The 24216-nt window shown below is 35.1% G+C and carries 25 protein-coding genes and 1 tRNA gene; 20 read left to right on the top strand and 6 right to left on the bottom strand.

The window, feature by feature from the left end; translation table 11 throughout:
* Nucleotides 1-177: 177 nt before the first annotated feature.
* A complete protein-coding gene (locus tag BMZ76_RS02750) occupies nt 178-633 on the bottom strand; it encodes a hypothetical protein (RefSeq protein WP_091203192.1) in 456 nt (151 codons plus the stop codon).
* A gap of 115 nt (nt 634-748) precedes the next feature.
* Nucleotides 749-1702: a bifunctional riboflavin kinase/FAD synthetase gene (locus BMZ76_RS02745; RefSeq protein WP_091203504.1), complete on the bottom strand. Its 954-nt coding sequence runs from the start codon at nt 1700-1702 to the stop codon at nt 749-751.
* Between the two features lie 215 nt (nt 1703-1917).
* On the opposite strand from BMZ76_RS02745, the gene BMZ76_RS02740 reads away from it, so the two are divergent.
* A complete protein-coding gene (locus tag BMZ76_RS02740; RefSeq protein WP_091203191.1) occupies nt 1918-4599 on the top strand; it encodes a zinc-dependent metalloprotease in 2682 nt (893 codons plus the stop codon).
* A gap of 51 nt (nt 4600-4650) precedes the next feature.
* Here BMZ76_RS02740 and pth read toward each other — a convergent pair whose 3' ends face one another.
* The 3 genes from pth to BMZ76_RS02725 all read right to left on the bottom strand — a co-directional run bounded on the left by pth (nt 4651) and on the right by BMZ76_RS02725 (nt 7311).
* Nucleotides 4651-5325, bottom strand: coding sequence for an aminoacyl-tRNA hydrolase (pth, locus tag BMZ76_RS02735; protein ID WP_091203190.1), 675 nt, complete (start codon nt 5323-5325; stop codon nt 4651-4653).
* Nucleotides 5326-5651: 326 nt separating this feature from the next.
* Entirely contained in the window at nt 5652-6263 is a 612-nt protein-coding gene (locus BMZ76_RS02730; RefSeq protein WP_091203189.1) for a 50S ribosomal protein L25/general stress protein Ctc, read from the bottom strand.
* A 106-nt stretch (nt 6264-6369) separates the two neighbouring features.
* A complete protein-coding gene (locus BMZ76_RS02725) occupies nt 6370-7311 on the bottom strand; it encodes a ribose-phosphate pyrophosphokinase (protein WP_091203188.1) in 942 nt (313 codons plus the stop codon).
* 289 nt (nt 7312-7600) lie between these two features.
* On the opposite strand from BMZ76_RS02725, the gene BMZ76_RS02720 reads away from it, so the two are divergent.
* The 3 genes from BMZ76_RS02720 to BMZ76_RS16355 all read left to right on the top strand — a co-directional run bounded on the left by BMZ76_RS02720 (nt 7601) and on the right by BMZ76_RS16355 (nt 8629).
* Nucleotides 7601-7680 (top strand) — tRNA-Leu (locus BMZ76_RS02720).
* A 150-nt stretch (nt 7681-7830) separates the two neighbouring features.
* Nucleotides 7831-8217 (top strand): sodium:solute symporter family transporter, encoded by a 387-nt coding sequence (locus BMZ76_RS16360; protein ID WP_317615046.1) that lies wholly within the window; start codon nt 7831-7833, stop codon nt 8215-8217.
* A gap of 76 nt (nt 8218-8293) precedes the next feature.
* Nucleotides 8294-8629 carry a hypothetical protein gene (locus tag BMZ76_RS16355; RefSeq protein WP_317615045.1) on the top strand — a complete coding sequence of 112 codons (336 nt, stop codon included), beginning with the start codon at nt 8294-8296 and terminating at the stop codon, nt 8627-8629.
* Between the two features lie 290 nt (nt 8630-8919).
* On the opposite strand, the gene BMZ76_RS02710 is transcribed toward BMZ76_RS16355, so the two are convergent.
* The gene (locus tag BMZ76_RS02710) at nt 8920-9264 is read right to left on the bottom strand and encodes a toxin-antitoxin system YwqK family antitoxin (protein WP_091203187.1); all 345 of its coding nucleotides are present in this window, start codon (nt 9262-9264) and stop codon (nt 8920-8922) included.
* Nucleotides 9265-9490: 226 nt separating this feature from the next.
* Here BMZ76_RS02710 and aspS point away from each other — a divergent pair, with 226 nt between their 5' ends.
* From aspS to BMZ76_RS02630, 16 genes are all read left to right on the top strand, one after another.
* Nucleotides 9491-11236 carry an aspartate--tRNA ligase gene (gene aspS, locus BMZ76_RS02705; protein ID WP_091203186.1) on the top strand — a complete coding sequence of 582 codons (1746 nt, stop codon included), beginning with the start codon at nt 9491-9493 and terminating at the stop codon, nt 11234-11236.
* A gap of 131 nt (nt 11237-11367) precedes the next feature.
* The gene (locus tag BMZ76_RS02700; protein ID WP_007137066.1) at nt 11368-11562 is read left to right on the top strand and encodes a cold-shock protein; all 195 of its coding nucleotides are present in this window, start codon (nt 11368-11370) and stop codon (nt 11560-11562) included.
* A gap of 291 nt (nt 11563-11853) precedes the next feature.
* Nucleotides 11854-12219 carry an NADH-quinone oxidoreductase subunit A gene (locus tag BMZ76_RS02695; protein ID WP_091203185.1) on the top strand — a complete coding sequence of 122 codons (366 nt, stop codon included), beginning with the start codon at nt 11854-11856 and terminating at the stop codon, nt 12217-12219.
* Between the two features lie 86 nt (nt 12220-12305).
* Nucleotides 12306-12854 carry an NADH-quinone oxidoreductase subunit B gene (locus BMZ76_RS02690; protein ID WP_091203184.1) on the top strand — a complete coding sequence of 183 codons (549 nt, stop codon included), beginning with the start codon at nt 12306-12308 and terminating at the stop codon, nt 12852-12854.
* 3 nt (nt 12855-12857) lie between these two features.
* Nucleotides 12858-13379 carry an NADH-quinone oxidoreductase subunit C gene (locus tag BMZ76_RS02685; RefSeq protein ID WP_091203183.1) on the top strand — a complete coding sequence of 174 codons (522 nt, stop codon included), beginning with the start codon at nt 12858-12860 and terminating at the stop codon, nt 13377-13379.
* A gap of 35 nt (nt 13380-13414) precedes the next feature.
* Nucleotides 13415-14653: an NADH-quinone oxidoreductase subunit D gene (locus tag BMZ76_RS02680; protein ID WP_091203182.1), complete on the top strand. Its 1239-nt coding sequence runs from the start codon at nt 13415-13417 to the stop codon at nt 14651-14653.
* A gap of 82 nt (nt 14654-14735) precedes the next feature.
* The gene (locus BMZ76_RS02675) at nt 14736-15266 is read left to right on the top strand and encodes a complex I 24 kDa subunit family protein (RefSeq protein ID WP_091203181.1); all 531 of its coding nucleotides are present in this window, start codon (nt 14736-14738) and stop codon (nt 15264-15266) included.
* A gap of 1 nt (nt 15267) precedes the next feature.
* Nucleotides 15268-16635, top strand: coding sequence for an NADH-quinone oxidoreductase subunit NuoF (gene nuoF, locus BMZ76_RS02670; RefSeq protein ID WP_091203180.1), 1368 nt, complete (start codon nt 15268-15270; stop codon nt 16633-16635).
* A 9-nt stretch (nt 16636-16644) separates the two neighbouring features.
* The gene (locus BMZ76_RS02665) at nt 16645-17220 is read left to right on the top strand and encodes a hypothetical protein (protein ID WP_091203179.1); all 576 of its coding nucleotides are present in this window, start codon (nt 16645-16647) and stop codon (nt 17218-17220) included.
* 61 nt (nt 17221-17281) lie between these two features.
* A complete protein-coding gene (locus tag BMZ76_RS02660; protein WP_091203178.1) occupies nt 17282-18331 on the top strand; it encodes an NADH-quinone oxidoreductase subunit G in 1050 nt (349 codons plus the stop codon).
* Nucleotides 18324-19376, top strand: coding sequence for an NADH-quinone oxidoreductase subunit NuoH (gene nuoH / locus BMZ76_RS02655; RefSeq protein WP_091203177.1), 1053 nt, complete (start codon nt 18324-18326; stop codon nt 19374-19376). Before BMZ76_RS02660 ends, nuoH begins: the two co-directional genes overlap by 8 nt.
* Before the next feature lie 115 nt (nt 19377-19491).
* On the top strand, nt 19492-20037 hold the full coding sequence (locus BMZ76_RS02650; RefSeq protein ID WP_091203176.1) for a NuoI/complex I 23 kDa subunit family protein: 546 nt from the start codon (nt 19492-19494) through the stop codon (nt 20035-20037).
* Entirely contained in the window at nt 20037-20549 is a 513-nt protein-coding gene (locus tag BMZ76_RS02645) for an NADH-quinone oxidoreductase subunit J family protein (RefSeq protein ID WP_091203175.1), read from the top strand. The genes BMZ76_RS02650 and BMZ76_RS02645 overlap by 1 nt, the downstream gene beginning before the upstream one ends.
* Nucleotide 20550: 1 nt before the next feature.
* Complete coding sequence (gene nuoK / locus BMZ76_RS02640) at nt 20551-20871, top strand: NADH-quinone oxidoreductase subunit NuoK (RefSeq protein WP_073205053.1); 321 nt, start codon at nt 20551-20553, stop codon at nt 20869-20871.
* 6 nt (nt 20872-20877) lie between these two features.
* Entirely contained in the window at nt 20878-22761 is a 1884-nt protein-coding gene (nuoL, locus tag BMZ76_RS02635; protein ID WP_091203174.1) for an NADH-quinone oxidoreductase subunit L, read from the top strand.
* 9 nt (nt 22762-22770) lie between these two features.
* Nucleotides 22771-24213: a complex I subunit 4 family protein gene (locus BMZ76_RS02630; protein ID WP_091203173.1), complete on the top strand. Its 1443-nt coding sequence runs from the start codon at nt 22771-22773 to the stop codon at nt 24211-24213.
* The last annotated feature ends 3 nt before the right edge of the window (nt 24214-24216 follow it).

Genomic DNA, 24216 nt, shown 5'->3' with positions numbered 1-24216 from the left:
TGGGTAAGGCTTTTTCTGGAATTTTTAAATTCGGGTTACGGGGATTTTAATACTACACTTAAAGGGTATAAGGATTTGGGAATTATTAAGAAATAAACATCGTAAAAATAGATTTTAATGTTCTGATTGGGGTGCTTGTTTTAGTAGAGAATTACGGGCTGTAAACAGTAGTTTGACTTAAGATTCAGCACCGTGTTTGTCTGAGGAATAACGCGTATCCCAGTATAACATGAGCATGAATGTAACAATTACTGCGGATACAATTCCTTCAAACAATAAGGAAATAGAATACGTCATTACAGATGGCTCACCACCAAATAAAAAAGTTTTTGATAATGACCCAACGTATGCGTCTCCACCTTTGATATAACTGTATGCAATTAAACCAATAATGCTCAAGAATATTCCTGTTAGTGCTGTAAAAAGTGCCGAAACAGCATTAGTAACTAATACGGCTTTTCCTTCGATGAAATTAGATTTTAATGTTCTGTACGTTCCATAAAACACAAATAAAACATTAAACAGACGTAGTAAATAAATATCTGCCAGACCTAAAAGCTCCATTAATAAGAAATAAAAGCCTATTCCTATAAAAATAATGAATCCGTTTATTAATTCTTTAGGTAGTTTCATACATCCAGTTTTAAAATTTAAGAATTATACCTTTATGAGAAAATAGGTATATTATATCAAATTTACAGAAAAAATAATAAATTTTTATGAAAAACAGAAAAGATTTTATTCCGATTTAAAATTTTTGCAAGAAACTGAGTGCTGTTTTTTTGTCTTTTTTAAGTTGTTCTTTTAGGAGATCTACCGATTCAAATTTTTGTTCTGAACGAATCCTCTGCAGTATTGAAACCTTGATTTTTTGATTATACAAATCAGAATTAAAATCGAAATAATGAATTTCAATAGACTGTTTTTTTCCGTTAATAGTAGGATTAAAACCAATATTCATCATTCCAAAAATGGTCTGTCCATCAATTAAGCTTTTTACAATATAAACTCCGTTTTTGGGAATTAATTTGTAATTTTCGTCGATTTTTAAATTAGCCGTTGGAAAACCAATGGTTCTTCCCAATTGTTTCCCTTGAATTATATTTCCCGTTAAAAAATATTCATACCCTAAATATTCGTTGGACAAAGCCATATCTCCTTCCATTAAAGCATTTCTGATTTTGGTGGAACTTACGGAAATATCATTGATTTCCTGAACGGATATTTGTTCTACTTTAAAATCATATTGTTTTCCAAAATCGATAAGATCATCAATATTAGCCGTTCGATTTCTTCCAAATCGATGGTCATGCCCAATGATTATCTTGTGAATGTGAAATCGATCAACAAGAATAGTGCTTACGAATTCTTCGGCAGTCAATCTCGAAAATGTTTCATCGAAAGGATGAATCACTAAATTTTCGATGCCAATTTTTTTCAGCAAATCTATTTTTTCATCTATGGTGTTGAGCAATTTTATATCAGAATGTTCCTGTAAAACCATGCGAGGATGTGGAAAAAAGGTAAGCACCACGCTTTCATATTTCTCGTTCTCCGTCCCCGATCCCGAAGCGTCGGGACGAGATTGTGTTAGTTTATTAAGAATTTTTTTGTGACCAATGTGAACTCCATCAAAGGTACCCAACGTTAAGATTGTTTTTTTTGTGGAAGCAAAATCGTTTATAGAATGAAAAATCTTCAAAGCAAGTGTTTTATAAAAGTGCAAAAATAAGGTATCTAATTCAAAAGTAACGGTATGACTGATTGAATTTCAATATAATTTTAAGAAAAAACATAAAAAAAAGCTTTAAAAATAAAAAATTGTTGAATTTTCCAATATTTGATTTAAAATATCAAACAAATGAATCAACCATTACTATAAATGCCTTAATTTTGAAGTTCAAATAATATAAAATTATGAAAAGAATTTTACTGTTTTTTATAATTATTTTTTCAACTACAGCAATTCATGCGCAAGAAGGTACTTATTGGAAAAAAATTGCTCAAAATAACGGTAGCGTTTCTGATCGAAGCGATATAAAGTCAATTGCTGCTAATCAGTTATTGTTTAATTTGAATGAAGTTGCTATAAAAAAAACTTTGGAATTACTCCAAAATAAAACAGTTGCGGAGGGCAAAATTGAAATTACTATTCCAAACATGAATGGTGATTTAGAACGATTTTTAGTTTGGGAATCTTCTAATTTTGAACCGGAACTGCAAACGCAATTTCCTAATATAAGAGCTTACAACGGTATTGGAATTACAGATCGAAATGCTTCTCTTTATTTTAGTTTATCACCAAAGGGAATTCAGAGCATGATTTTAAGAGGGGATAGTGGTTCTGAATTTATTGAACCCTATTCTAAAGATAGTACTGTTTATGTACTTTTTCGTTCCAAAAACAGAAATAAAGGTAGTTTGCCCTTTACCTGCAAAACGGAGGATATAGTTTTAAACAAACAGTTGCTAAATACAACAGGCAAAATTTCAGCGAATAATAAAGTTTTTAAAACTTTGAGATTGGCTTTGTCATGTACGGGTGAATATACTGCGTATCATGGAGGTACTGTTTCTTTAGCTTTGGCAGCTATGAATGCCACTATGACCAGAGTTAATGGTGTATTTAATAAAGACCTCGCCATAAAATTACAAATCATTGCAAATAACAATCTCATAATTTATACCAATGCCGCTACGGATCCGTATTCTAATGCCACTGCCGGAGCAGGGGGTTCTTGGAATCAGGAGTTGCAGGATAATTTAACTAATGTGATTACAAATGGCGGATATGATATAGGACATTTATTTGGTGCCTCGGGAGGTGGAGGTAATGCAGGGTGTATAGGCTGCGTATGTGTAAATCCTTCAACGGTTAAACCATTAGCAAAAGGGAGTGCCTTTACATCACCAAGTGATGCGAAACCGGAAGGAGATACGTTTGATATTGATTTTGTCGCTCATGAAATGGGGCATCAGTTAGGGGCGAATCATACCTTTTCTTATGAAATAGAAGGAACAGGTATAAGTGTAGAGCCGGGAAGTGGTTCTACCATTATGGGGTATGCCGGAATTACTTCGGATTATGATGTTCAGGCTAGTTCCGACGATTACTTTGCGTATGCAAGTATAAAGCAAATACAAGATAATCTTTTGTCTAAAACTTGCCCCGTGAGTACTGTTCTTACCAATAATCCTCCAGCAATCAGTGCAGGTTTAGATTATACAATTCCTAATGGTACGGCCTTTATATTAAAAGGCTCGGGATCTGACAGTAATGGTGATGTTATTACGTACTGTTGGGAGCAAAATGATAGCGCTATAACAACGAGTGGGGTTAATAGCGTCGCTTTTCCCACTAAAATTGATGGTCCTCTTTTTAGGTCTTTATATCCAAGTAGTTCGCCAATTCGCTATATGCCTGCTTACAGCACGGTATTGTCCAATAAATTAACCACAACTTGGGAATCCGTTTCCACAGTTGCTAGAACGCTTCACTTTGTTTTAACAGGCAGAGACAATGCTGCCCTTGGCACTGCCCAAACTAATACCGATGAAATGATTGTTACTGTAAACGGAACAGTTGGCCCATTTGCAGTTACATCACAAAATACAGAAAATTTAAGTTGGGTCCAAGGCACAAATCAAACAATTACTTGGAATGTGAATGGATCAAATGGTTTAGAAGGTTCTGCCTCTATAAATATTAAGCTTTCTACTGATGGAGGTTTGACGTTTTCAACACTTTTAATCGCCAATACTCCAAATGACGGATCAGAAACGATAACTGTACCCAATATTACAGCAACCAATTGTAGGATTTTAATTGAGCCTACGGCAAATATTTATTATGCTGTGAATAGCAAATCCTTTGCGATTGGTTATTCAGTTGCCTCATCCTGTGCTACATATACGTTTGCAACTCCTGTTGTAATTCCGGATGCAATAGCTACTTATACTACAAGAACGATAACAGTTCCAACTTCAACAGGAAGTATATCCGATGTGAATTTTGCTGTTAGTCTTACGCATTCGTATTTGTCTGATGTACAAATGGAGATAGTAAGTCCGCTAGGCACTAAGGTGAAATTATTTGATAGAAGTTGTGGAAGTACCAACAATGCTTTGATACTTGATTATGATGACTTAGGAGGCTCACTTGTTTGTGGAAGCACTACTGCTCAAACCGTTTCTCCATTTGAGCCATTGGCAGCATTTAATGGGCAAAATCCACAAGGAGTCTGGACTTTTAGGGTTCGAGATGTGGATGCTACAAAAATAGGGACTGTAGATCAGGCATCAATAACAATTTGTACGAAAACATATACTTTAGGAATATCAGATGTAGAAATCAATGATTTTGTGGTGTATCCTAATCCAAACAAAGGGAATTTTAATATTCAATTTACAAACAAATCCTCTGCTGGAGTAAAGGTAATGGTGCATGATTTATTAGGAAGAAAGCTTTTCGAAAATGAATTTGAAAACAAGTCAATTTTTAATGAAAACATCCAATTGAAAAATGTTCAACCCGGACTTTATTTATTGACGGTTATTGACGGAAATAGGAAAGAGGTTAGAAAAATTTTAATTAAGTAGTTAAAATAGAAGTACTAAAAAAGGGAAGCGTTGTAAAACGCTTCCCTTTTTCTATTTCCCGTTAAATGCGGTCATTGTAATTTCTAATCCTGCTGTTCCAAAAGATTTTATGATTTCTGAAGCTAGTTCTAATCGCTCCGGAAGCGCTGTTTTTTCAGTATCGTCCCAGTCGCCAAGAACATAATCAACTTGTTTTCCTTTTTTAAATTCATCGCTGATGCCAAAACGGAATCGTGCGTAATTTTGTGTATTCAGCACAAGGTTGATGTTTTTAAGTCCGTTGTGCCCGCCGTCGCTTCCTTTTTGTCGGATGCGAATAGTTCCAAAGGAAAGATTCAAATCATCGGTAATAACCAGAATATTTTCTAGCGGAATATTTTCTTTGTCCATCCAATATTGAACTGCTTTGCCACTCAAATTCATGTAAGTGTTGGGTTTTAGCAGTAAAAAGGTTCTTCCTTTGAATCTAAATTCGGCCAGTGCGCCAAGTTTTACGGTTTCGAAATTGACTCCTTCTTTTCGGGCGAGGAAATCCACTATTTTAAATCCGATGTTGTGTCTTGTGTTTACATATTCGGCGCCAATGTTGCCGAGTCCAACTATTAAAAATTTATTACTCACGCTTTCTATATTGTTTTTTTGGTGTTCGTGAACCTCCGGTTTCATACAATCTGTAATGTCCTCTGTTTTTGGTGATGAGAATAAATTTGAAAACCATTTTATCATGCTGCAAAAATAGACTTAATTAGAGTATCGGACTATTAGATTTTTAAAAAATCGTTATTGAGAACAAAATAGTTCTGAATAGCCCTGATGGAAGTGGCATCCTTTTTCCTATTTACCGGGTCAGGGTTCAAAATCCTGACCGGGTAAATAGGTAAAAGATACAACGGACAGCAGGAAGATTCGTGATTGAAATGGAGATATTTGTGCTCCTAATAATAAAGAATGGAATAATGAGATTATTTCGTTCCTAGCAATGACAAAAAGTAATGCGCATAAAAAAAGCACCAGTTTTACAACTGATGCTTTCTTGAATGATTGAAAAAATATTATTTTTTCTTTCCTTTTACAGGAGCTTTTGCTGCTTTTGCTGCTTCTTGAGCTGCTTTCATAGCCGCACGAGAAATTCTTACTTGAGCAACAACAGTGTTGTCTGGGTGAACCAACTTGTAGTTGTCGTTAACTAATTTAGTAACGTACAATTTGTTCCCCATTTCAAGTGGAGTAATGTCAGCTTCAATAAAATCTGGAAGATTTTTTGGTAAAGCTTTTACTTTAAGTTTACGAGTATTCAAACGTAAAACACCACCAGCAAGAACTCCCTGAGAAGTTCCAACAATTTTCACAGGAACTTCCATAGTGATTTCTTTATCATCAAATAATTGAAAGAAGTCAATGTGTAAAATCTTGTCAGACACCGGGTGAACCTGAATGTCTTGTAAAATTGCGTTAAATGATTTTCCTTTTCCAAGATCGATCTCAACTGTGTGAGCGTTTGGAGTGTAAACCAAGTTTTTGAAAGCCATAACTTCTGCTGAGAAATGAACTGCCTGATTTCCTCCGTATAGTACGCAAGGAACCAATCCAGCATTACGTAGGGCTTTAGTCGCAACTTTACCCACGCTTTCTCTTTCTGATCCTTTAATTGTAATCGATTTCATTGTAAAAAAAATATAGTTATTAAATAATATTACTTGTTTGGCTTCTAGCTTTTGGCTATCAGCATGACTTTATAATTTTAAGACATTTGACTTTACGACTAATGTACTACATTATAAATTTTCCACTAATGGAATTGTTGTGGTGCACCATGTGCATAACTTCAGCAAAAAGAGGTGCACAACTCAACACTCTTATTTTGCTTGATTCTTTCTTCAACGGAATAGAATCGGTAACTATTAATTCTAATAATTTAGAATTTTCTATTTTTTCGTAAGCATCCCCAGATAAAATCGCGTGGGTACAAATCGCTCTTACGCTCAATGCTCCTTTTTCGATCATTAAATCTGCGGCTTTCGCCAAAGTGCCTCCGGTATCAATCATGTCATCCACTAAGATTACATTTCTACCTTTTACCTCACCAATTAATTCCATGGTGTCGATAATGTTGGCTTCTTTTCTTTGCTTGTAGCAAATCACCACATCCGATTCTAAGAATTTAGAGTACGCATAGGCTCTTTTTGAACCTCCCATGTCTGGAGAAGCAATAGTCAGATTGTCTAAACCTAAACTTTTTACGTAAGGTAAAAAGATAGTTGATGCAAAAAGATGATCTACCGGTTTTTCAAAGAACCCTTGAATTTGATCTGCGTGCAAATCCATGGTCATTACTCTTGTTGCGCCTGCAGCATCTAATAAATTAGCTACTAATTTAGCTCCTATCGGAACTCTTGGCTTGTCTTTTCTATCTTGTCTCGCCCAACCAAAGTAAGGAATTACTGCTGTAATGTGTCTTGCCGAAGCTCGTTTTGCAGCATCAATCATCAGTAACATTTCCATCAAATTATCTGCCGTTGGAAAAGTTGAACAAACGATAAAAACGCGTAATCCTCTGATAGACTCTTCGTAAGAAGGTTGAAATTCACCGTCGCTGTATTTTGACATGGTGATTTTCCCTAATGGGATTCCGTATTGCTCTGCGATTTTATCAGCCAGATAGACACTTTGTGAACAAGCAAAAATTTTAGCTTCTGGTTCTAGGTGTGACATTTAATTTATTGTTTTTATTCCGCTGCGCTTCATACTGTTGGCTTTGTCATTTGAATAAAGCCGTAAGTTTGTATATACCTCGGGTGTAGTTAGTTGTGTGTTCCGTTTTTAACGAGGTGCAAATTTATAAAATTTATTCAACTCTGAAAGGAAAAAATTAAGTATTTTTAGTTGAACATTTAATATTATTTTTTACATTTGCACCGTGTTAAAGGAATTGATGGTTGATTTAAACACAATCACCTCTTTTATTGCGTTGAAATAACTGTCGTTATTTCATGTCTGCTAAGCCCGGATGGCGGAATTGGTAGACGCGCTGGTCTCAAACACCTGTGGGAAACCGTGCCGGTTCGACTCCGGCTCCGGGTACAAAAACCGCTTCGAAAGAAGCGGTTTTTTTGGTTTTATATCACAATGAATTCCTGATAATCAAAGCACTTTTGTTCTCAATTTGCTCTTTTTTGCCTTTCAAAATCATTTGTGCCAGTAACTTTCCCATGACTTCAAAATTGATTATAATTGTTAAAGCTTGTAATTGTTGTTTTGCCGGGAATTGCGGCTTTTGTCTTGTATCAGAACGGACATTTTGGAACCGAAATGTTACAAGACGGTACTGTAAATCCTGATCGTGCGTATCCTGTTTTGCTAAACTTGCTTCCGGTGGGATTAAAAGGGCTTTCATTTGCTGCTTTGACTGCGGCGATTATAGCGTCATTGGCTGGAAAAGCGAATAGTATCGCTACTATTTTTACATTGGGTATTTATAAAACAAAACTGAACGTAAATGCCGATGAAAAAAAATTAGTTAATGTGGGCAAAAAAGTAATTGTAGTGGCGATGTTGATTGCAGTTGTGGTGGCACCTTTTTTAGGAATTGATAAAAAAGGAGGATTTCAGTACATTTAGGAATATACGGGATTTGTAAGTCCGGGAGTTTTCGCTATGTTTATTTTAGGCTTCTTTTGGAAAAAAACAACTTCTAATGCGGCTTTTGTTTGCAACAATTGGTGGATTTATGCTGTCTATCCTTTTCAAATTCATGCCAGCTTTTGTAGACTTATCGTTCCTCCATTCAACTGGTTTTTCAGTACCAAATGCTGATGGTGTTTATGAAATTCCTTTTATTGGCCGAATGGGATTTGTATTCTTAATTTGCGTAATCGGAATGTACAGCATAAGTATGTACGAAACAGCGAGAGGCGTTAAAACAAATGGTCTTGAAATTGACCGTACGATGTTTAAAATGTCACCAGGTTTTACTGTCGGGTTGTTGATTGTACTTTCGATTATTGCTGCTTTCTATACAATTTTTTGTTAGAAAATAGCCTAAATTCTAAAAAACGATGCGTTCAATTATATTGAATTCATCGCTTTTTTATTTAAAAGTAAGGTATAAAAAGAATTGGTAGAAGTAATTTAGATTCGTGTAAAGTTTGTTTAATACCTGATTCATATTTTTTTAAGAAAATATGTGTTTGCAAGTTGTCTTTTACGTAAATTGTTTTTATTGGAAGCAACAAAACTCTGATGTGTAGCCAAATCAAAAAATATAAGGCACAAAAAAAGCCTTCGAATTACGAAAGCTTTGTGTGATATTTGAATTTCTTTTTAATTATTCACCAATGCGTCTTGTTTCCAAGTTTTTACAGAAGCAATTCTGCTGTTGGAATAATCTACTTCGCTTAAGTTATTGCCATTCCAGAATAACCATTTTCCAGTTTTTTCTCCGTTTTTATAGGTAGCAACCGATTTTTTGTTTCCATTTGTATCGTATGAAGTCCAAGCCCCTTCCAATTTTCCATTTTTAAAGAAACCTTCTTGTTGTACTTTTCCATTTTCAAAGTAGTAAGTAGTTTTAACTAATTCACCTACAGCTTCTAATTTTGGATTATTTTCTTGAGCGAATGCTATTCCTGAAAAAAGCAGTGCGGTTAATATTATATATTTTTTCATGTGTTTGGTTTTTTAAATTCATATTAGCTTAACAAATGTATAAAACACTTTACAATAAAAAAACTTTTAGTTAACAATTTAATAACATTGGAGTAAAATTTAACATTAGTTATAAAGTTTGCCAAAAAACCAATTACTAAAATTTCTTGTTTCTCAATTCATTATTCATAATTAGTCCTAAATTTGCACCCGTCTCCAAAGGGGAAAATAATCTAAAATTTGAATCATGTATAGAAGTCATAATTGTGGCGAATTAAATGCCACTCATATTAATACAGAAGTTACCCTTGCGGGATGGGTTCAAAAATCGCGTGATAAAGGTTTTATGAATTGGGTCGATTTGCGCGATCGTTATGGTATTACGCAATTAATTTTTGACGAAAGTCGTTCTGAAAAGTCCGTTTTTGAACTGGCTAAAACACTCGGTCGTGAATTTGTAATTCAAGTAAAAGGATCCGTTATTGAGCGTGAAGCCAAAAATAAAAACATGGCAACCGGTGATATCGAAATCTTAGTGACAGAGCTAACTGTTTTAAATGCTGCTTTGACGCCTCCATTTACCATTGAAGATGAAACGGATGGTGGAGAAGACATCCGAATGAAATACCGTTACCTCGACATTAGAAGGAATCCGGTGAAAAACAATTTGCTTTTTCGCCATAAAGTAGCAATGGAAGTTAGAAAATATCTTTCTGATTTGGATTTTTGTGAAGTAGAAACACCTTACTTAATTAAATCAACTCCAGAGGGAGCCAGAGATTTCGTAGTGCCTTCCCGAATGAATGAAGGACAGTTTTATGCATTGCCACAATCGCCTCAGACTTTCAAACAATTATTGATGGTGGGCGGAATGGATAAATATTTCCAAATCGTAAAATGTTTCCGTGACGAAGATTTACGTGCAGACAGACAGCCGGAGTTTACACAAATCGATTGTGAAATGGCTTTTGTGGAACAAGAAGATATTTTAAATGTTTTTGAAGGACTCACCAGACATTTATTAAAAGAAATAAAAGGTATTGAAGTAGATAAATTTCCAAGAATTACCTACGATTATGCTATGAAAACGTACGGGAATGATAAACCGGACATTCGTTTCGGAATGGAATTTGGCGAGTTGAATGAAGTAGCGCAACATCAAGAATTTACGGTATTCAACGCTGCCGAATTAGTGGTGGGAATTGCAGTTCCGGGAGTTGGAAATTATACCCGTAAAGAAATTGACGGACTAATTGACTGGGTAAAACGTCCACAAGTTGGCGCAAGTGGAATGGTTTATGTAAAATGCAATGAGGATGGAAGCTATAAATCATCAGTAGATAAATTTTACGACCAAAATGATTTAACCCATTGGGCAAAAATTACCGGTGCAAAAGTGGGAGATATGATTTTTGTGCTTTCTGGTCCAGCCGATAAAACACGCACGCAGTTGAGTGCATTGCGTATGGAATTAGCAACTCGATTGGGATTGAGAAATCCAGCCGAATTTGCACCGCTTTGGGTAGTTGATTTTCCTTTGTTGGAGTTTGAAGAAGAAAGCGGTCGATACCATGCCATGCACCATCCTTTTACATCGCCAAAGCCGGAAGACATGCATTTATTAGAAACTGATCCGGGGAAAGTTCGTGCGAATGCATATGATATGGTTTTGAATGGAAATGAAATTGGCGGTGGATCAATTCGTATTCATGATAAAGCGACACAGCAATTGATGTTCAAATATTTAGGTTTTACTGAAGAAGAAGCTAAGGCACAGTTCGGATTCTTAATGGATGCCTTTCAGTTTGGTGCGCCGCCACACGGGGGTTTAGCTTTTGGATTGGATCGATTAGTTGCGATTTTAGGCGGTCAGGAAACGATTCGGGACTTTATTGCTTTTCCGAAAAACAATTCAGGAAGAGATGTTATGATTGATGCACCATCTATAATAGCCGAATCACAGTTAAAAGAGCTGCATATAAAATTGGCGTAATTGTCGTTTATCGATTAAATTTGTCAGAAAACGTTGAATATCAATATTTTTCAAAATAAAAAGAGAAGAATGGCTTTCGTATTATATTAAATATTACATTTGCTCCATTATAAATTATTATTACTATTACAATGCGTACAGGTACAGTTAAATTTTTCAATGAATCTAAAGGTTACGGATTCATTACAGACGAAGAAACAGGAAAAGACATTTTTGTTCATGCATCAGGAATCAACGCGGAAGAATTGCGCGAAGGTGACAGAGTTAGCTATGAAGAAGAAGAAGGAAGAAAAGGAAAAGTTGCTGCGAAAGTAGCAGTTATCTAAGCAGAAAAAATTATTTTTTTGCCTACGAATGTTTAAAACGTTCCGATTTATTTCGGAACGTTTTTTTTTTAAAATATTTAATCGTTTTTCAACATCAATGACCCTTCTTTTTACGATTATTAATTTTTATAAACGTTAAACACTTCCTAAGATTAAAATCTTTCCTTATTTATAATTAATAAAAATTGTAAATTTACAACGATGTAGTTTAGATGTATTTTTAAGTTTTAATTGCTATTTAATAATTTGAAAGGTATCTTTGTCGCTTATTCTCATTCAAAAATCCGTACTATGCAATCCGATCAGTTAAATTATATTCCTATTTTAATGCAGTTTATTCTAGCTGTAGGATTTGTTGTAGGAACAATATTCGTTTCTGGAAAATTAGGTCCAAAAAGATCTTCTGAAATCAAAGATAAGAACTTCGAATGTGGTATCGAATCCGTTGGTAACGCAAGGATTCCATTTTCAGTAAAGTATTTTGTAGTTGCCATATTATTCGTTTTGTTTGACGTTGAGGTAATTTTCTTGTATCCATGGGCTGTTAATTTCAAAGAGCTGGGAATGGAAGGAATGGTTAAAATGGTAATTTTTATGCTTTTGCTTCTGGTGGGGTTTTTCTACATCATCAAAAAGAAAGCGTTGGAGTGGGAATAAAGATTTATTTTAAATGTTGAGTTATAAATTATAAATGAGGTCATTGTAATTTATAATTCAAATTTTATGATTCTAAATAATAAAAAATGAGTGATTCAAATATAAATATGGTTGCCCCTCCGGAAGGTGTTGTTGGTGAAGGTTTCTTCGCTACAAAATTGAATGATGTTGTAGGATTGGCTCGTGCAAATTCGTTGTGGCCTTTGCCTTTTGCAACTTCTTGTTGTGGGATTGAATTTATGGCTACGATGGCTTCTCATTATGATTTGGCTCGATTTGGCTCAGAGCGAGTGAGTTTTTCTCCTCGTCAAGCGGATATGCTAATGGTCATGGGAACAATATCTAAGAAAATGGCGCCTATTTTAAGACAGGTTTACGAACAAATGTCAGAACCTCGTTGGGTAATCGCGGTGGGTGCATGTGCTTGTTCTGGCGGAATTTTTGACACCTATTCTGTTTTGCAAGGAATCGATAAAGTAATTCCGGTTGATGTATATGTTCCTGGTTGTCCGCCAAGACCAGAGCAAATTGTTGATGGTGTTATGAAATTACAGGAATTAGTAAGAAATGAATCGGTGCGAAGAAGAAGTTCTCCGGAGTACCAAGAATTATTGGCTTCATATAATATCAAATAAATAATGGCGCTAGAAACAATACAAATCCAAGAAAAATTAGTCGAAACATTTGATTCGGAAGTTTTTGAATTTAAACAGGAAAAAGATATATTTTCATTTGAAGTCGCTGCTGATAAAATTACGGCGGTAATTCTTTTTTTGAAAAATGACCCAACATTACGTTTTCATTTTTTAACTGATTTATGTGGAATTCATTATCCTGACAATGATGTTGATCATCAATTTGCGATTGTGTATCATTTGCACAATTGGTACGAAAACAAAAGGATTAAAATCAAGGCATTTATCAACGGTGAAAACCCAGAAATAAAAACGATATCAAACATTTTCTTGAGTTCGAACTGGATGGAAAGAGAAACGTTTGATTTTTATGGAATAAACTTCATCGGTCATCCACAGTTAAAACGTATTTTGAATATGGATGAAATGATTTCTTTTCCAATGCGAAAAGAATTTCCAATGGAAGACAGCGGAAGAACGGATAAAGATGACCGTTTCTTTGGACGAACAACCGACAATTATTAAAAATACTTATTATTATAATTTTTCACATTAAATAAATGTCAGAACTATTATTACCACCAGAGCATCGGTATGCTAAAAGAATTGCAGCCCAATTAAATGAAGATGGAAGCGAACTTTCAATTCTGAATTTAGGACCTACTCATCCGGCAACACACGGTATTTTTCAAAATATATTGTTGATGGATGGAGAACGAATTCTGGAAGCGGAGCCAACCATTGGTTATATCCACAGAGCGTTCGAGAAAATCGCGGAAAATCGTCCTTTTTACCAAATCACTCCTCTTACTGATAGAATGAACTATTGTTCATCGCCTATAAACAATATGGGCTGGTGGATGACTTTAGAAAAATTGCTGGATATTGAAGTTCCTAAAAGAGCGCAGTATCTAAGAGTGATTGTAATGGAATTGGCGAGAATCACGGATCATATTATTTGTAATTCAATCCTTGGTGTGGATACCGGAGCGTATACCGGATTTTTATATGTGTTCCAATTTAGAGAAAAAGTCTATGAAATCTATGAAGAAATTTGTGGAGCGCGTTTGACTACTAATATGGGAAGAATTGGTGGTTTTGAAAGAGATTGGTCACCAGAAGCTTTTAGAAAATTAGATGTGTTTTTAGAAGAATTTCCTGCAGCTTGGAAAGAATTTGAAAACTTATTCGAAAGAAATAGAATTTTTATTGACAGAACGGTAAATGTAGGAGCGATAACTGCTGAACAAGCGATGGCTTACGGTTTTACAGGTCCAAATTTACGTGCTGCCGGAGTTGATTATGATGTGCGTGTATCGCAACCATATTCTTCTTATGAAGATTTTGACTTTATTATTCCTGTTGGAAAATCTGGAGATACTTACGATCGTTTTTGTGTTCGTAACGCCGAAGTTTGGGAGAGTTTGAGTATCATTCGTCAAGCATTGGCAAAAATGCCGGAAGGAAATGAATTCCATGCTGATGTTCCAGATTATTACCTTCCTCCAAAAGAAGATGTTTACACGAGTATGGAATCGTTGATTTACCATTTCAAAATTGTTATGGGAGAAGTTCCTGTTCCAGTTGCCGAAATATACCATCCTGTTGAAGGTGGAAACGGAGAATTAGGTTTCTACTTGGTGACTGATGGGAGTCGTACTCCTTACAGATTACATTTCCGCAGACCATGTTTTATTTACTATCAAGCGTATCCAGAAATGATTAAAGGTTCATTACTATCGGATGCAATTGTTATTTTGTCAAGTTTAAATGTTATTGCCGGAGAGTTAGACGCATAAAGATTTCAGATTATTGATTACCGATTTTAGATTTTAAAATAAAATTTTGTGACTTTGCGCCTTCGCGGCAAAAAAAATAAAAATGGAAAGAACGTATCACAAACAAGAAATAAATATGACCGAAGCATTGATTACTCGCATCAATGAATTGATAAGTCATTATCCTGAAGATAAAAGAAAATCAGCTTTGTTGCCTGTTTTACATGAAGTTCAAGATGCTCACGAGAATTGGTTGAGTATTGAATTAATGGACAAAGTAGCTGAAATTCTTTTAATCAAGCCAATTGAAGTTTACGAAGTAGTATCATTTTATACGATGTACAACCAAAAACCAAGTGGGAAATACATGTTCGAATTTTGTCAAACTTCACCATGTTGTTTGAATGGAGTGGAGGATTTAATGGACTATACCTGTGAAAAATTAGGGGTAAAAGTGGGGGAACCTACTCCAGACGGTCTCTTCGAAGTTAGAGGTGTGGAGTGCTTGGGGGCCTGCGGTTACGCTCCAATTATGCAGTTAGGCGATTTTTACAAAGAACATTTGACGGCGGCAAAAATCGACCAGTTGATTGTAGATTGCAAAGACAATAAAATAGTTTTACACGATAAATAATATGTCACAAAAAATATTATTAGATAAAATAAACGTTCCGGGAATTAAAACCTATGAAGTTTATCGTCAGAACGGAGGTTACGCTTCTGTTGAAAAAGCATTAAAAACCTTAACGCCTGATGAAGTGGTTGAAGAAGTGAAAACTTCCGGATTACGTGGTCGTGGTGGAGCGGGTTTCCCTGCTGGCATGAAATGGAGTTTTATTGATAAAAAATCAGGAAAACCAAGACATTTAGTTTGTAATGCGGATGAATCAGAGCCGGGAACTTTTAAAGATCGTTATTTGATGGAATTTATTCCTCATTTATTGATTGAGGGAATGATTACTTCCAGTTATGCATTGGGTGCAAACCTATCTTATATCTACATCCGTGGGGAATATATGTGGGTTTATAAAATATTAGAAAGAGCCATTAATGAAGCAAAAGCTGCTGGATTTTTGGGTAAAAATATATTAGGTTCAGGATACGATTTAGAACTTTATGTTCATTGTGGTGCGGGTGCTTATATTTGTGGTGAAGAAACAGCGTTAATTGAATCCTTGGAAGGAAAAAGGGGAAATCCTCGTATAAAGCCACCATTTCCTGCTATTTCAGGACTTTGGTCAAATCCAACGGTTGTGAATAACGTAGAAACGATTGCCGCTGTGCCTTGGATTGTTAATAATTCAGGTGCGGAATATGCTAAAATTGGTATTGGACGTTCTACAGGAACCAAATTAATTTCAGCGTCAGGGCATGTTAAAAACCCGGGTGTTTATGAAATTGAATTGGGTTTAAGTGTTTACGAATTCATGAATTCTGATGAATATTTAGGCGGAATGAGTTCTGACAGACCTTTAAAAGCTTTTGTGCCGGGAGGAAGTTCAGTTCCCGTTTTACCTGCTCATTTAATTTATAAAACTGCCGCTGGCGAAGATCGTTTGATGTCATACGAATCGTTAAGTGACGGTGGATTTGCAACTGGTTCTATGTTAGGATCAGGTGGATTTATCGTTTATAATGATACGTCTTGCATTGTTCGTAATACTTGGAATTTCTCTCGTTTTTACCACCATGAAAGTTGTGGGCAATGTTCCCCTTGTCGTGAAGGTACCGGCTGGATGGAAAAAGTATTACACCGAATAGAAAATGGTCACGGTCGTGAAGAAGATATTGATTTGCTATTGAGCATTCAAAGCAAAATAGAAGGAAATACAATTTGTCCATTAGGTGATGCGGCAGCTTGGCCAGTGGCAGCAGCGATTCGTCACTTTAGAGATGAGTTTGAATACCACATTCGTTTCCCTGAAAAAATAAAAAACAGAGATCATTTTATTACTGAACCTTTTGAAAAGGTAAAGTATTTGGTTTCTAAAGTAATCGTATAAAGTTTTAATATGAAAAAAACATTATTACTCTTTGTGTTAGCATTAACAAGCATTAATTTTTATGCTCAAAAATTTAATGGTTATGTTGTAACTAATGTTAACGACACGATAAAATGCAATTTTTTTGTGGAAACAAATCTGTTTAATGACTCAATGTTTTATGCAAATTCTGTTAGAAAAAAAGTAAAAATATTGGATGAAAAAGGAGAAAAAATCAGTTTTGAACCAAGTCAATTAAATTCTTTTATTATTAAAGGAACTAAATTTGGTGATTTTAAGTTTGTCAGTTTTCAAGAAGATGGATATAACTATTTTTACCATGAAGTTATTAAAGGAAGAATCTCGTATTATAAGTTATACAAGGCTGACCTATATAGTGGTGGTCCAAATTCAGGCTTTGATGTTTTCGTTTACAAAGAAAACAAATTTAATAAACTAGCAGCATTCAACCAAAGAAAATCATTAGGAGAAGTAATATCTGATTATCCAGAATTACATCAAAAATGGATGGATTCAAATAATTTTTATAAAGTATATCAAAGGGAAGAAGTGGTAAATATATATAATGAACATTTCAAAAATTAAAAATTAGATCAAAAAAATAAGGTCGATAGATATTCGACATTAAGACGTTAAGACTTTAAAAATGAAAGTAACAATAGACGGACAGTCAATAGAAGTAGAACCAGGAACCACAATCCTTCAGGCAGCACGCATGATAGGTGGAGAAGTAGTTCCCCCTGCGATGTGCTATTATTCTAAACTAAAAGGAAGCGGCGGAAAATGCCGTTGCTGCTTAGTGGAAGTTGCAAAAGGAAGTGAAGCCGACCCAAGACCAATGCCAAAATTAATGGCTTCTTGTGTAACCGGTTGTATGGATGGAATGGAAGTGAATAGCAAATCTTCTGAAAGAGTAACTGAAGCCAGAAAATCGGTTACAGAGTTTTTATTGATCAATCACCCGTTAGATTGTCCCGTTTGTGACCAAGCTGGGGAATGTGATTTGCAAAATTTAAGCTTTGAACACGGGAAATCAGAAAGTCGTTTTATAGAAGAGAAAAGAACATTTGAACCTGAAAACATTGGCCCAAATATTCAATTGCACATGAACCGTTGTATTCTTTGTTACCGATGCGTAATGGTGGCGGATCAATTAACTGATGATCGGGTACACGGAGTAATGGATAGAGGCGATCATTCGAATATATCGACTTGTATCTCAAAAGCGATTGATAATGAGTTTTCTGGAAATATGATTGACGTATGCCCTGTAGGCGCTTTAACAGATAAAACGTTTAGATTTAAATCTAGAGTTTGGTTTAGCAAGCCTTATAATGCACACAGAGATTGCCCTAGTTGTTCTGGAAAAACTACCGTTTGGATGTTTGGTGACGAAATCCAACGTGTAACAGGAAGAAAAGATGAGTATCATGAAGTAGATGAATTTATTTGTAATGGATGTCGTTTTGATCACAAAGAAATTGCAGATTGGACGATTGAAGGACCGAGAGCATTCGAAAAAGATTCGGTGATCAATCAAAATAAATACAACAGAAAATTACAAAAAGTAGAAATCGCTACCGAAGATCATATCCTTTTAGGTAGAGAAGAAGACCGCAAGAAAATAAGCATGGCCGAAATTCCATTGACCGAAGAAGACATCATTAATCAAAAAAGCTTGGGTAATAATGGATAGTACAATTATCATAGAAAAAAGTGTCATTATTGTTGCAGTTTTTGCTTTGACAATGTTGATGGCAATGTATTCCACTTGGGCTGAACGAAAAGTAGCCGCTTGGCTTCAGGATCGTGTTGGACCGAATAGAGCCGGTCCTTTTGGACTGTTTCAACCGCTTGCCGATGGTTTAAAATTATTTTCGAAAGAAGAATTTGAGCCAAACACTCCGAACCGATTTTTGTTTTTTGTAGGCCCGGCAATTGCTATGAGTACTGCTTTAATGACGAGTGCCGTAATTCCTTGGGGAGACAGACTGCATTTGTTTGGAAGAGATATTTTACTGCAGGCCACTGATTTAAACATTGGATTGTTATACTTTTTTGGTGTTGTTTCCGTGGGTGTTTATGGAATTATGATTGGTGGTTGGGCGTCGAACAATAAATTTTCATTGATTGGTGCCGTTCGAGCTGCTTCGCAAATGGTATCGTATGAGATTGCCATGGGATTGTCCATAATTGCATTATTGATGATGACCGGAACGTTGAGTTTAAGAGAGATCTCTGAACAGCAAGCGGGAATGAATTGGAATGTGTTTTACCAACCGTTATCTTTTATTATATTTTTAATTTGTGCTTTTGCAGAATCAAACAGAACTCCTTTTGACTTAGCGGAATGCGAAACAGAACTTATTGGAGGATATCACACCGAATATTCATCGATGAAAATGGGATTTTATTTATTTGCTGAATATGCGAATATGTTTATTTCTTCTACGATTTTAGCAGTTTTATTCTTTGGAGGTTATAATTATCCTGGAATGAGTTGGGTTGTTGAAAATTGGGGAGTAAATATTGCCAATATTTTAGGATTTGCTGCTTTGTTTATCAAATTGTGTGGATTCATATTTTTCTATATGTGGGTTCGTTGGACTATTCCAAGATTCAGATACGATCAATTGATGCATTTGGGTTGGAGGATATTAATTCCATTGGCGATTATTAATATTATCATCACTGGAATTGTAATTTTGAGAGCAGAAATTGCTACTTATTTAGGATTTTAATTAATACCGAAAAGGCCTAGCCCTGATAGCAGTGGAAATCCTTTATTGTTTTTTTTTTGAAAAACAATAAAGATTGAAACGAATAGCAGGATTAAGCTTCAAATAAAAATAAAAAATGTCAATAGAAAGTATATCCTTATCGGGAAGAAAAAAGCTGGTCTCTAACAAGGAGATGACTTTTTGGGAAAGAATGTATCTTATTGCGATTGTCAAAGGTTTGATAATTACGATTCAGCATTTGTTTACCAGAAAAGTAACTATTCAATATCCGGAACAAGTTCGTGAAATGAGTCCTGTTTACCGAGGTCAACACCAATTGAAAAGGGATGAGCAAGGTCGTGAAAACTGTACGGCTTGTGGTTTATGCGCATTGTCCTGTCCTGCTGAAGCCATTACAATGAAAGCTGAAGAGCGCAGAGGAGATGAAAAACATTTGTACAGAGAAGAAAAATATGCGTCGATATATGAGATCAATATGTTGCGTTGTATTTTCTGTGGTTTGTGTGAAGAGGCTTGTCCAAAAGACGCTATTTACCTGACTACATCCAAAGTATTGGTTCCCTCCAGTTATGAAAGAGAAGATTTTATTTTTGGAAAAGACAAATTGGTCATGCCTTTAGATATCGCAATGAAAAACGCTCAACTTAAAAACGCTAACTAATGTCTACAGTACTTATTATATTTTGTGTATTATCAGCTATAACTTTGTCAACTGCATTTTTGACAATTTTCAGTAAAAATCCAATACACAGTGCTATTTATTTAGTGATTTGTTTCTTTACGATTGCAGGTCATTATCTATTATTGAATGCGCAATTCTTGGCAATGGTTCACGTTATTGTTTATTCTGGAGCGATTATGATTTTGTTTTTATTCACCATCATGCTAATGAATTTGAATGAGCAACGGGAGGTTTACAGACCCAGGATTACAAGACTGGGCGCAATTGTTTCTTTCTGTTTGATATGTTTGGTTTTGATAACAATATTTATAAACTCAAAACCCATTGTTGGTGAATACACTTCGACTGGCGAAGATTATCAATCTATAAAAGTATTGGGTAAGATTCTCCTAAATGAATATATGGTTCCTTTTGAATTTGCTTCTATATTGCTTTTGGTTGCTATGATCGGTACTGTTTTATTGTCTAAAAAAGAAAAATTAGAAAAGTAATATGAACAATATTTTAAACCAAATTGGTATTGAAAACTACATATTCCTTAGCGTAATACTTTTTTGTATTGGCGTTTTTGGAGTGTTGTACAGACGAAATGCCATTATCGTATTTATGTCAATCGAAATAATGCTGAATGCAGTGAATCTTTTGTTCGTGGCATTTTCTACTTATCATCAGGATGCCCAAGGACAAGTTTTTGTGTTTTTCTCGATGGCAGTTGCCGCTGCTGAAGTTGCTGTTGGATTGGCAATATTAGTTTCAATATTTAGAAATTTAGGCTCAATTACTATCGATAATCTAAAAAACTTAAAAGGATAAATTTCAATGGATACCAATTTAGCTTTAGTCTTATTATTTGCACCCTTTTTAGGATTTTTAATAAATGTTTTCTTCGGAAAAACTTTAGGGAAATCTATTTCTGGAATTATCGGAACGCTTTCTGTTGCGATTTCTTTTGCTGTTACAATTTATTTTTTCTTACAGATAAACCAAACTAAACAATCGATCAGTATTGATTTATTTGATTGGATTCAAATTAGTAATTTCAAAGTAAGTTTCGGTTTTCTTTTAGATCAACTGTCGCTTTTGTGGTTGCTTTTTGTGACCGGGATTGGCTCTTTGATTCATTTGTATTCGATCAGCTATATGCATGACGATGAGAAAATGCATACCTTCTTTGCGTATTTGAATCTGTTTGTATTTTTTATGATCACATTGGTAATAGGAAGTAATTTATTAGTGATGTTCATTGGTTGGGAAGGCGTTGGTCTTTGTTCGTATCTGTTAATTGGATTTTGGTATAAAAACCAAGAATTTAATGATGCGGCAAAGAAAGCATTTATCATGAATCGTATTGGCGATCTAGGATTATTAGTTGGAATTTTCATTATTGGAAATTTATTTTCTACTTTAGATTATGCTACTTTAAAAACGGCTATTGCCAGTGCAACTGATCTTAATATGTATTGGCTTTCTATTGCTGCTTTTGCTTTATTTATTGGGGCTTGTGGTAAATCGGCTCAAATTCCATTGTATACTTGGTTGCCGGATGCGATGGCGGGTCCAACTCCGGTATCTGCATTGATTCACGCAGCTACGATGGTTACTGCGGGGATTTTTATGATTACAAGATTGAATTTCTTGTTTGATTTGACACCAGATGTTCAATCTATAATTGCGATAGTTGGAGCCGTTACTGCTTTGGTAGCCGCAACAATTGGATTGGTTCAAAATGATATCAAAAAAGTATTAGCTTATTCTACCGTTTCTCAATTGGGATTAATGTTCTTAGCTTTAGGCTTAGGCGCTTACGAAGTGGCCGTTTTTCATGTAATCACACATGCTTTCTTCAAAGCTTGTTTGTTCTTAGGTTCGGGTTCTGTGATTCACGCATTGCATGGGGAACAAGACATGCGTAAAATGGGTGGCTTGAAAAAAGCGATGCCAATTACCTTTGCAACGATGTTGATTGCTTCTTTAGCAATTTCAGGAGTTCCATTATTCTCGGGTTTTTTCTCGAAAGACGAAATCTTATTAGTGGCTTTTCATACTAACATTCCGTTATGGGTTGTGGCTTCGGTTGCTTCTATCATGACCGCTTTCTATATGTTTAGATTAATGTTTTTAACGTTCTTTCAAGAGTTCAGAGGGACAGCGGAACAAAAGCATCATTTACATGAAAGCCCTTCCTTGATCACTTTTCCTTTAATTGTTTTAGCAATATTGGCAACAATAGGTGGTTTGATTAGTTTACCAGGAAACAGTTGGTTGAATGAATATTTAACGCCAATTTTACCAAAATTAGCAAACGCAGAACACCATTTAGGAACTACAGAATATATCTTGATGGCTATTGCCGTTGTAGGCGGATTAGTAGGAATTGGTATTGCTTACGCCAAATACATCAAACAAAATGCAGTTCCTAGCGAAGATGCTGCAATTACAGGTTTTTCAAAAGTGCTTTACAATAAATATTATGTAGATGAAATCTATGATGCTATTTTTGTAAAAACGATTAATGTAATGTCACGTTTTTTCAGAGACAATGTTGAAACGACTTTGTCAGCTTTGGTTTTTGGATTCGGAAAAGTAACCAATGAAATAAGTTTTCAAGGAAAGAAAATTCAAAACGGAAGTATCGGGCTTTATCTTCTGGTTTTCGTACTAGGGCTTTGTGCCATTGTTTCTTATTTATTTTTAGCTCAATAATTTTATACTATGAATTTATCTCTAATATTAATTATACTTTTAGTTGGTGCGTTTGCAACTTTTCTTGCAGGCGATAAATTAGCTTCAAAAGTGGCTTTGTTCTTTGGTCTGGCTGCTGCAGCCTGTTCTATTGTATTATTAAATCACTATAATTTAGGTGAAAACATCAGTTTCATCAACCAGTGGATTATGCAGCCTAATATTTCTTTTGCATTGAAAGCGGATGGATTATCAATGGCGATGCTTTTACTGACTACAGTTTTGACTCCAATTATTATTTTCTCTTCTTTTGGGAATGACTATAAAAATTCAAAATCATTTTATGCATTAATCTTGTTTATGTCATTTGCAATGGCAGGAACATTCTTGGCATCTGATGGGCTTTTATATTACATTTTTTGGGAATTATCTCTTATTCCTATTTACTTTATCGCATTAATTTGGGGTAATGGAGATGCTGCAGAACGTAAAAAAGCAGTAGTTAAATTTTTTATCTACACATTTGCAGGATCCTTATTTATGTTAGTGGCATTTGTTTATTTGTATCAAAAAGCGGGAAGCTTGCTAATTGAAGATTTATACAAGTTGAATTTATCAGCAACGGAACAATTATGGATATTCTTGGCTTTCTTCTTAGCATATGCCATCAAAATCCCATTAATTCCTTTCCATACTTGGCAGGCTAGTGTGTATCAAAAAGCGCCAACTGTTGGAACCATGCTTTTATCTGGTATTATGCTAAAAATGGGATTGTACAGCGTCATCCGTTGGCAATTGCCATTGGCGCCGCTTGCTGCTAAAGAATACATGTTTATATTTATTGGTTTAGGTATAGCTGGTGTAATATATGGGTCGATCGTTGCTTTGAGACAAAAGGATTTAAAGAAATTATTAGCGTATTCTTCATTGGCACACGTTGGTTTAATTGCAGCTGGAGCGTATACATTAACATTAGACGGATTGCGTGGAGCTGTTTTACAAATGATCGCTCACGGTTTTGTAGTTGTTGGATTGTTCTTTGTTGCTGAGATTATCTTCAGAAGATATGAAACCAGAGCAATTGCTGAAATGGGTGGTATTCGTTCCCAGACACCAAAATTCACTTCCATGTTTTTAATCTTGGTTTTGGCTTCGGTAGCGTTGCCTTCTACTTTTAACTTTGTTGGAGAATTTACCGTTTTATACAGCTTATCTCAAATTAATATTTGGTTTGCGATTTTAGGAGGAACAACCATAATCTTAGGAGCGTATTATATGTTGAAAATGTTTCAACACGCGATGTTGGGCGAAACCAATACAAAAATATTTGCAGATGTAACTTTCGGCGAAGGAACAACTTTAGTAATAATAATTGCCGTTTTATTCTTTTTTGGAATGTATCCAAAACCAATTATAGATTTGATCACACCAAGTCTTCAAGAAATTTTAACTCAAATTAATAGAATTAACTAGTCA

It is taken from the genome of Flavobacterium xueshanense, assembly GCF_900112975.1.
GTDB lineage: Bacteria > Bacteroidota > Bacteroidia > Flavobacteriales > Flavobacteriaceae > Flavobacterium > Flavobacterium xueshanense.
The sequence above is the reverse complement of the archived record's forward strand: the minus strand, read 5'-3'. Positions and strand labels throughout refer to the sequence as shown.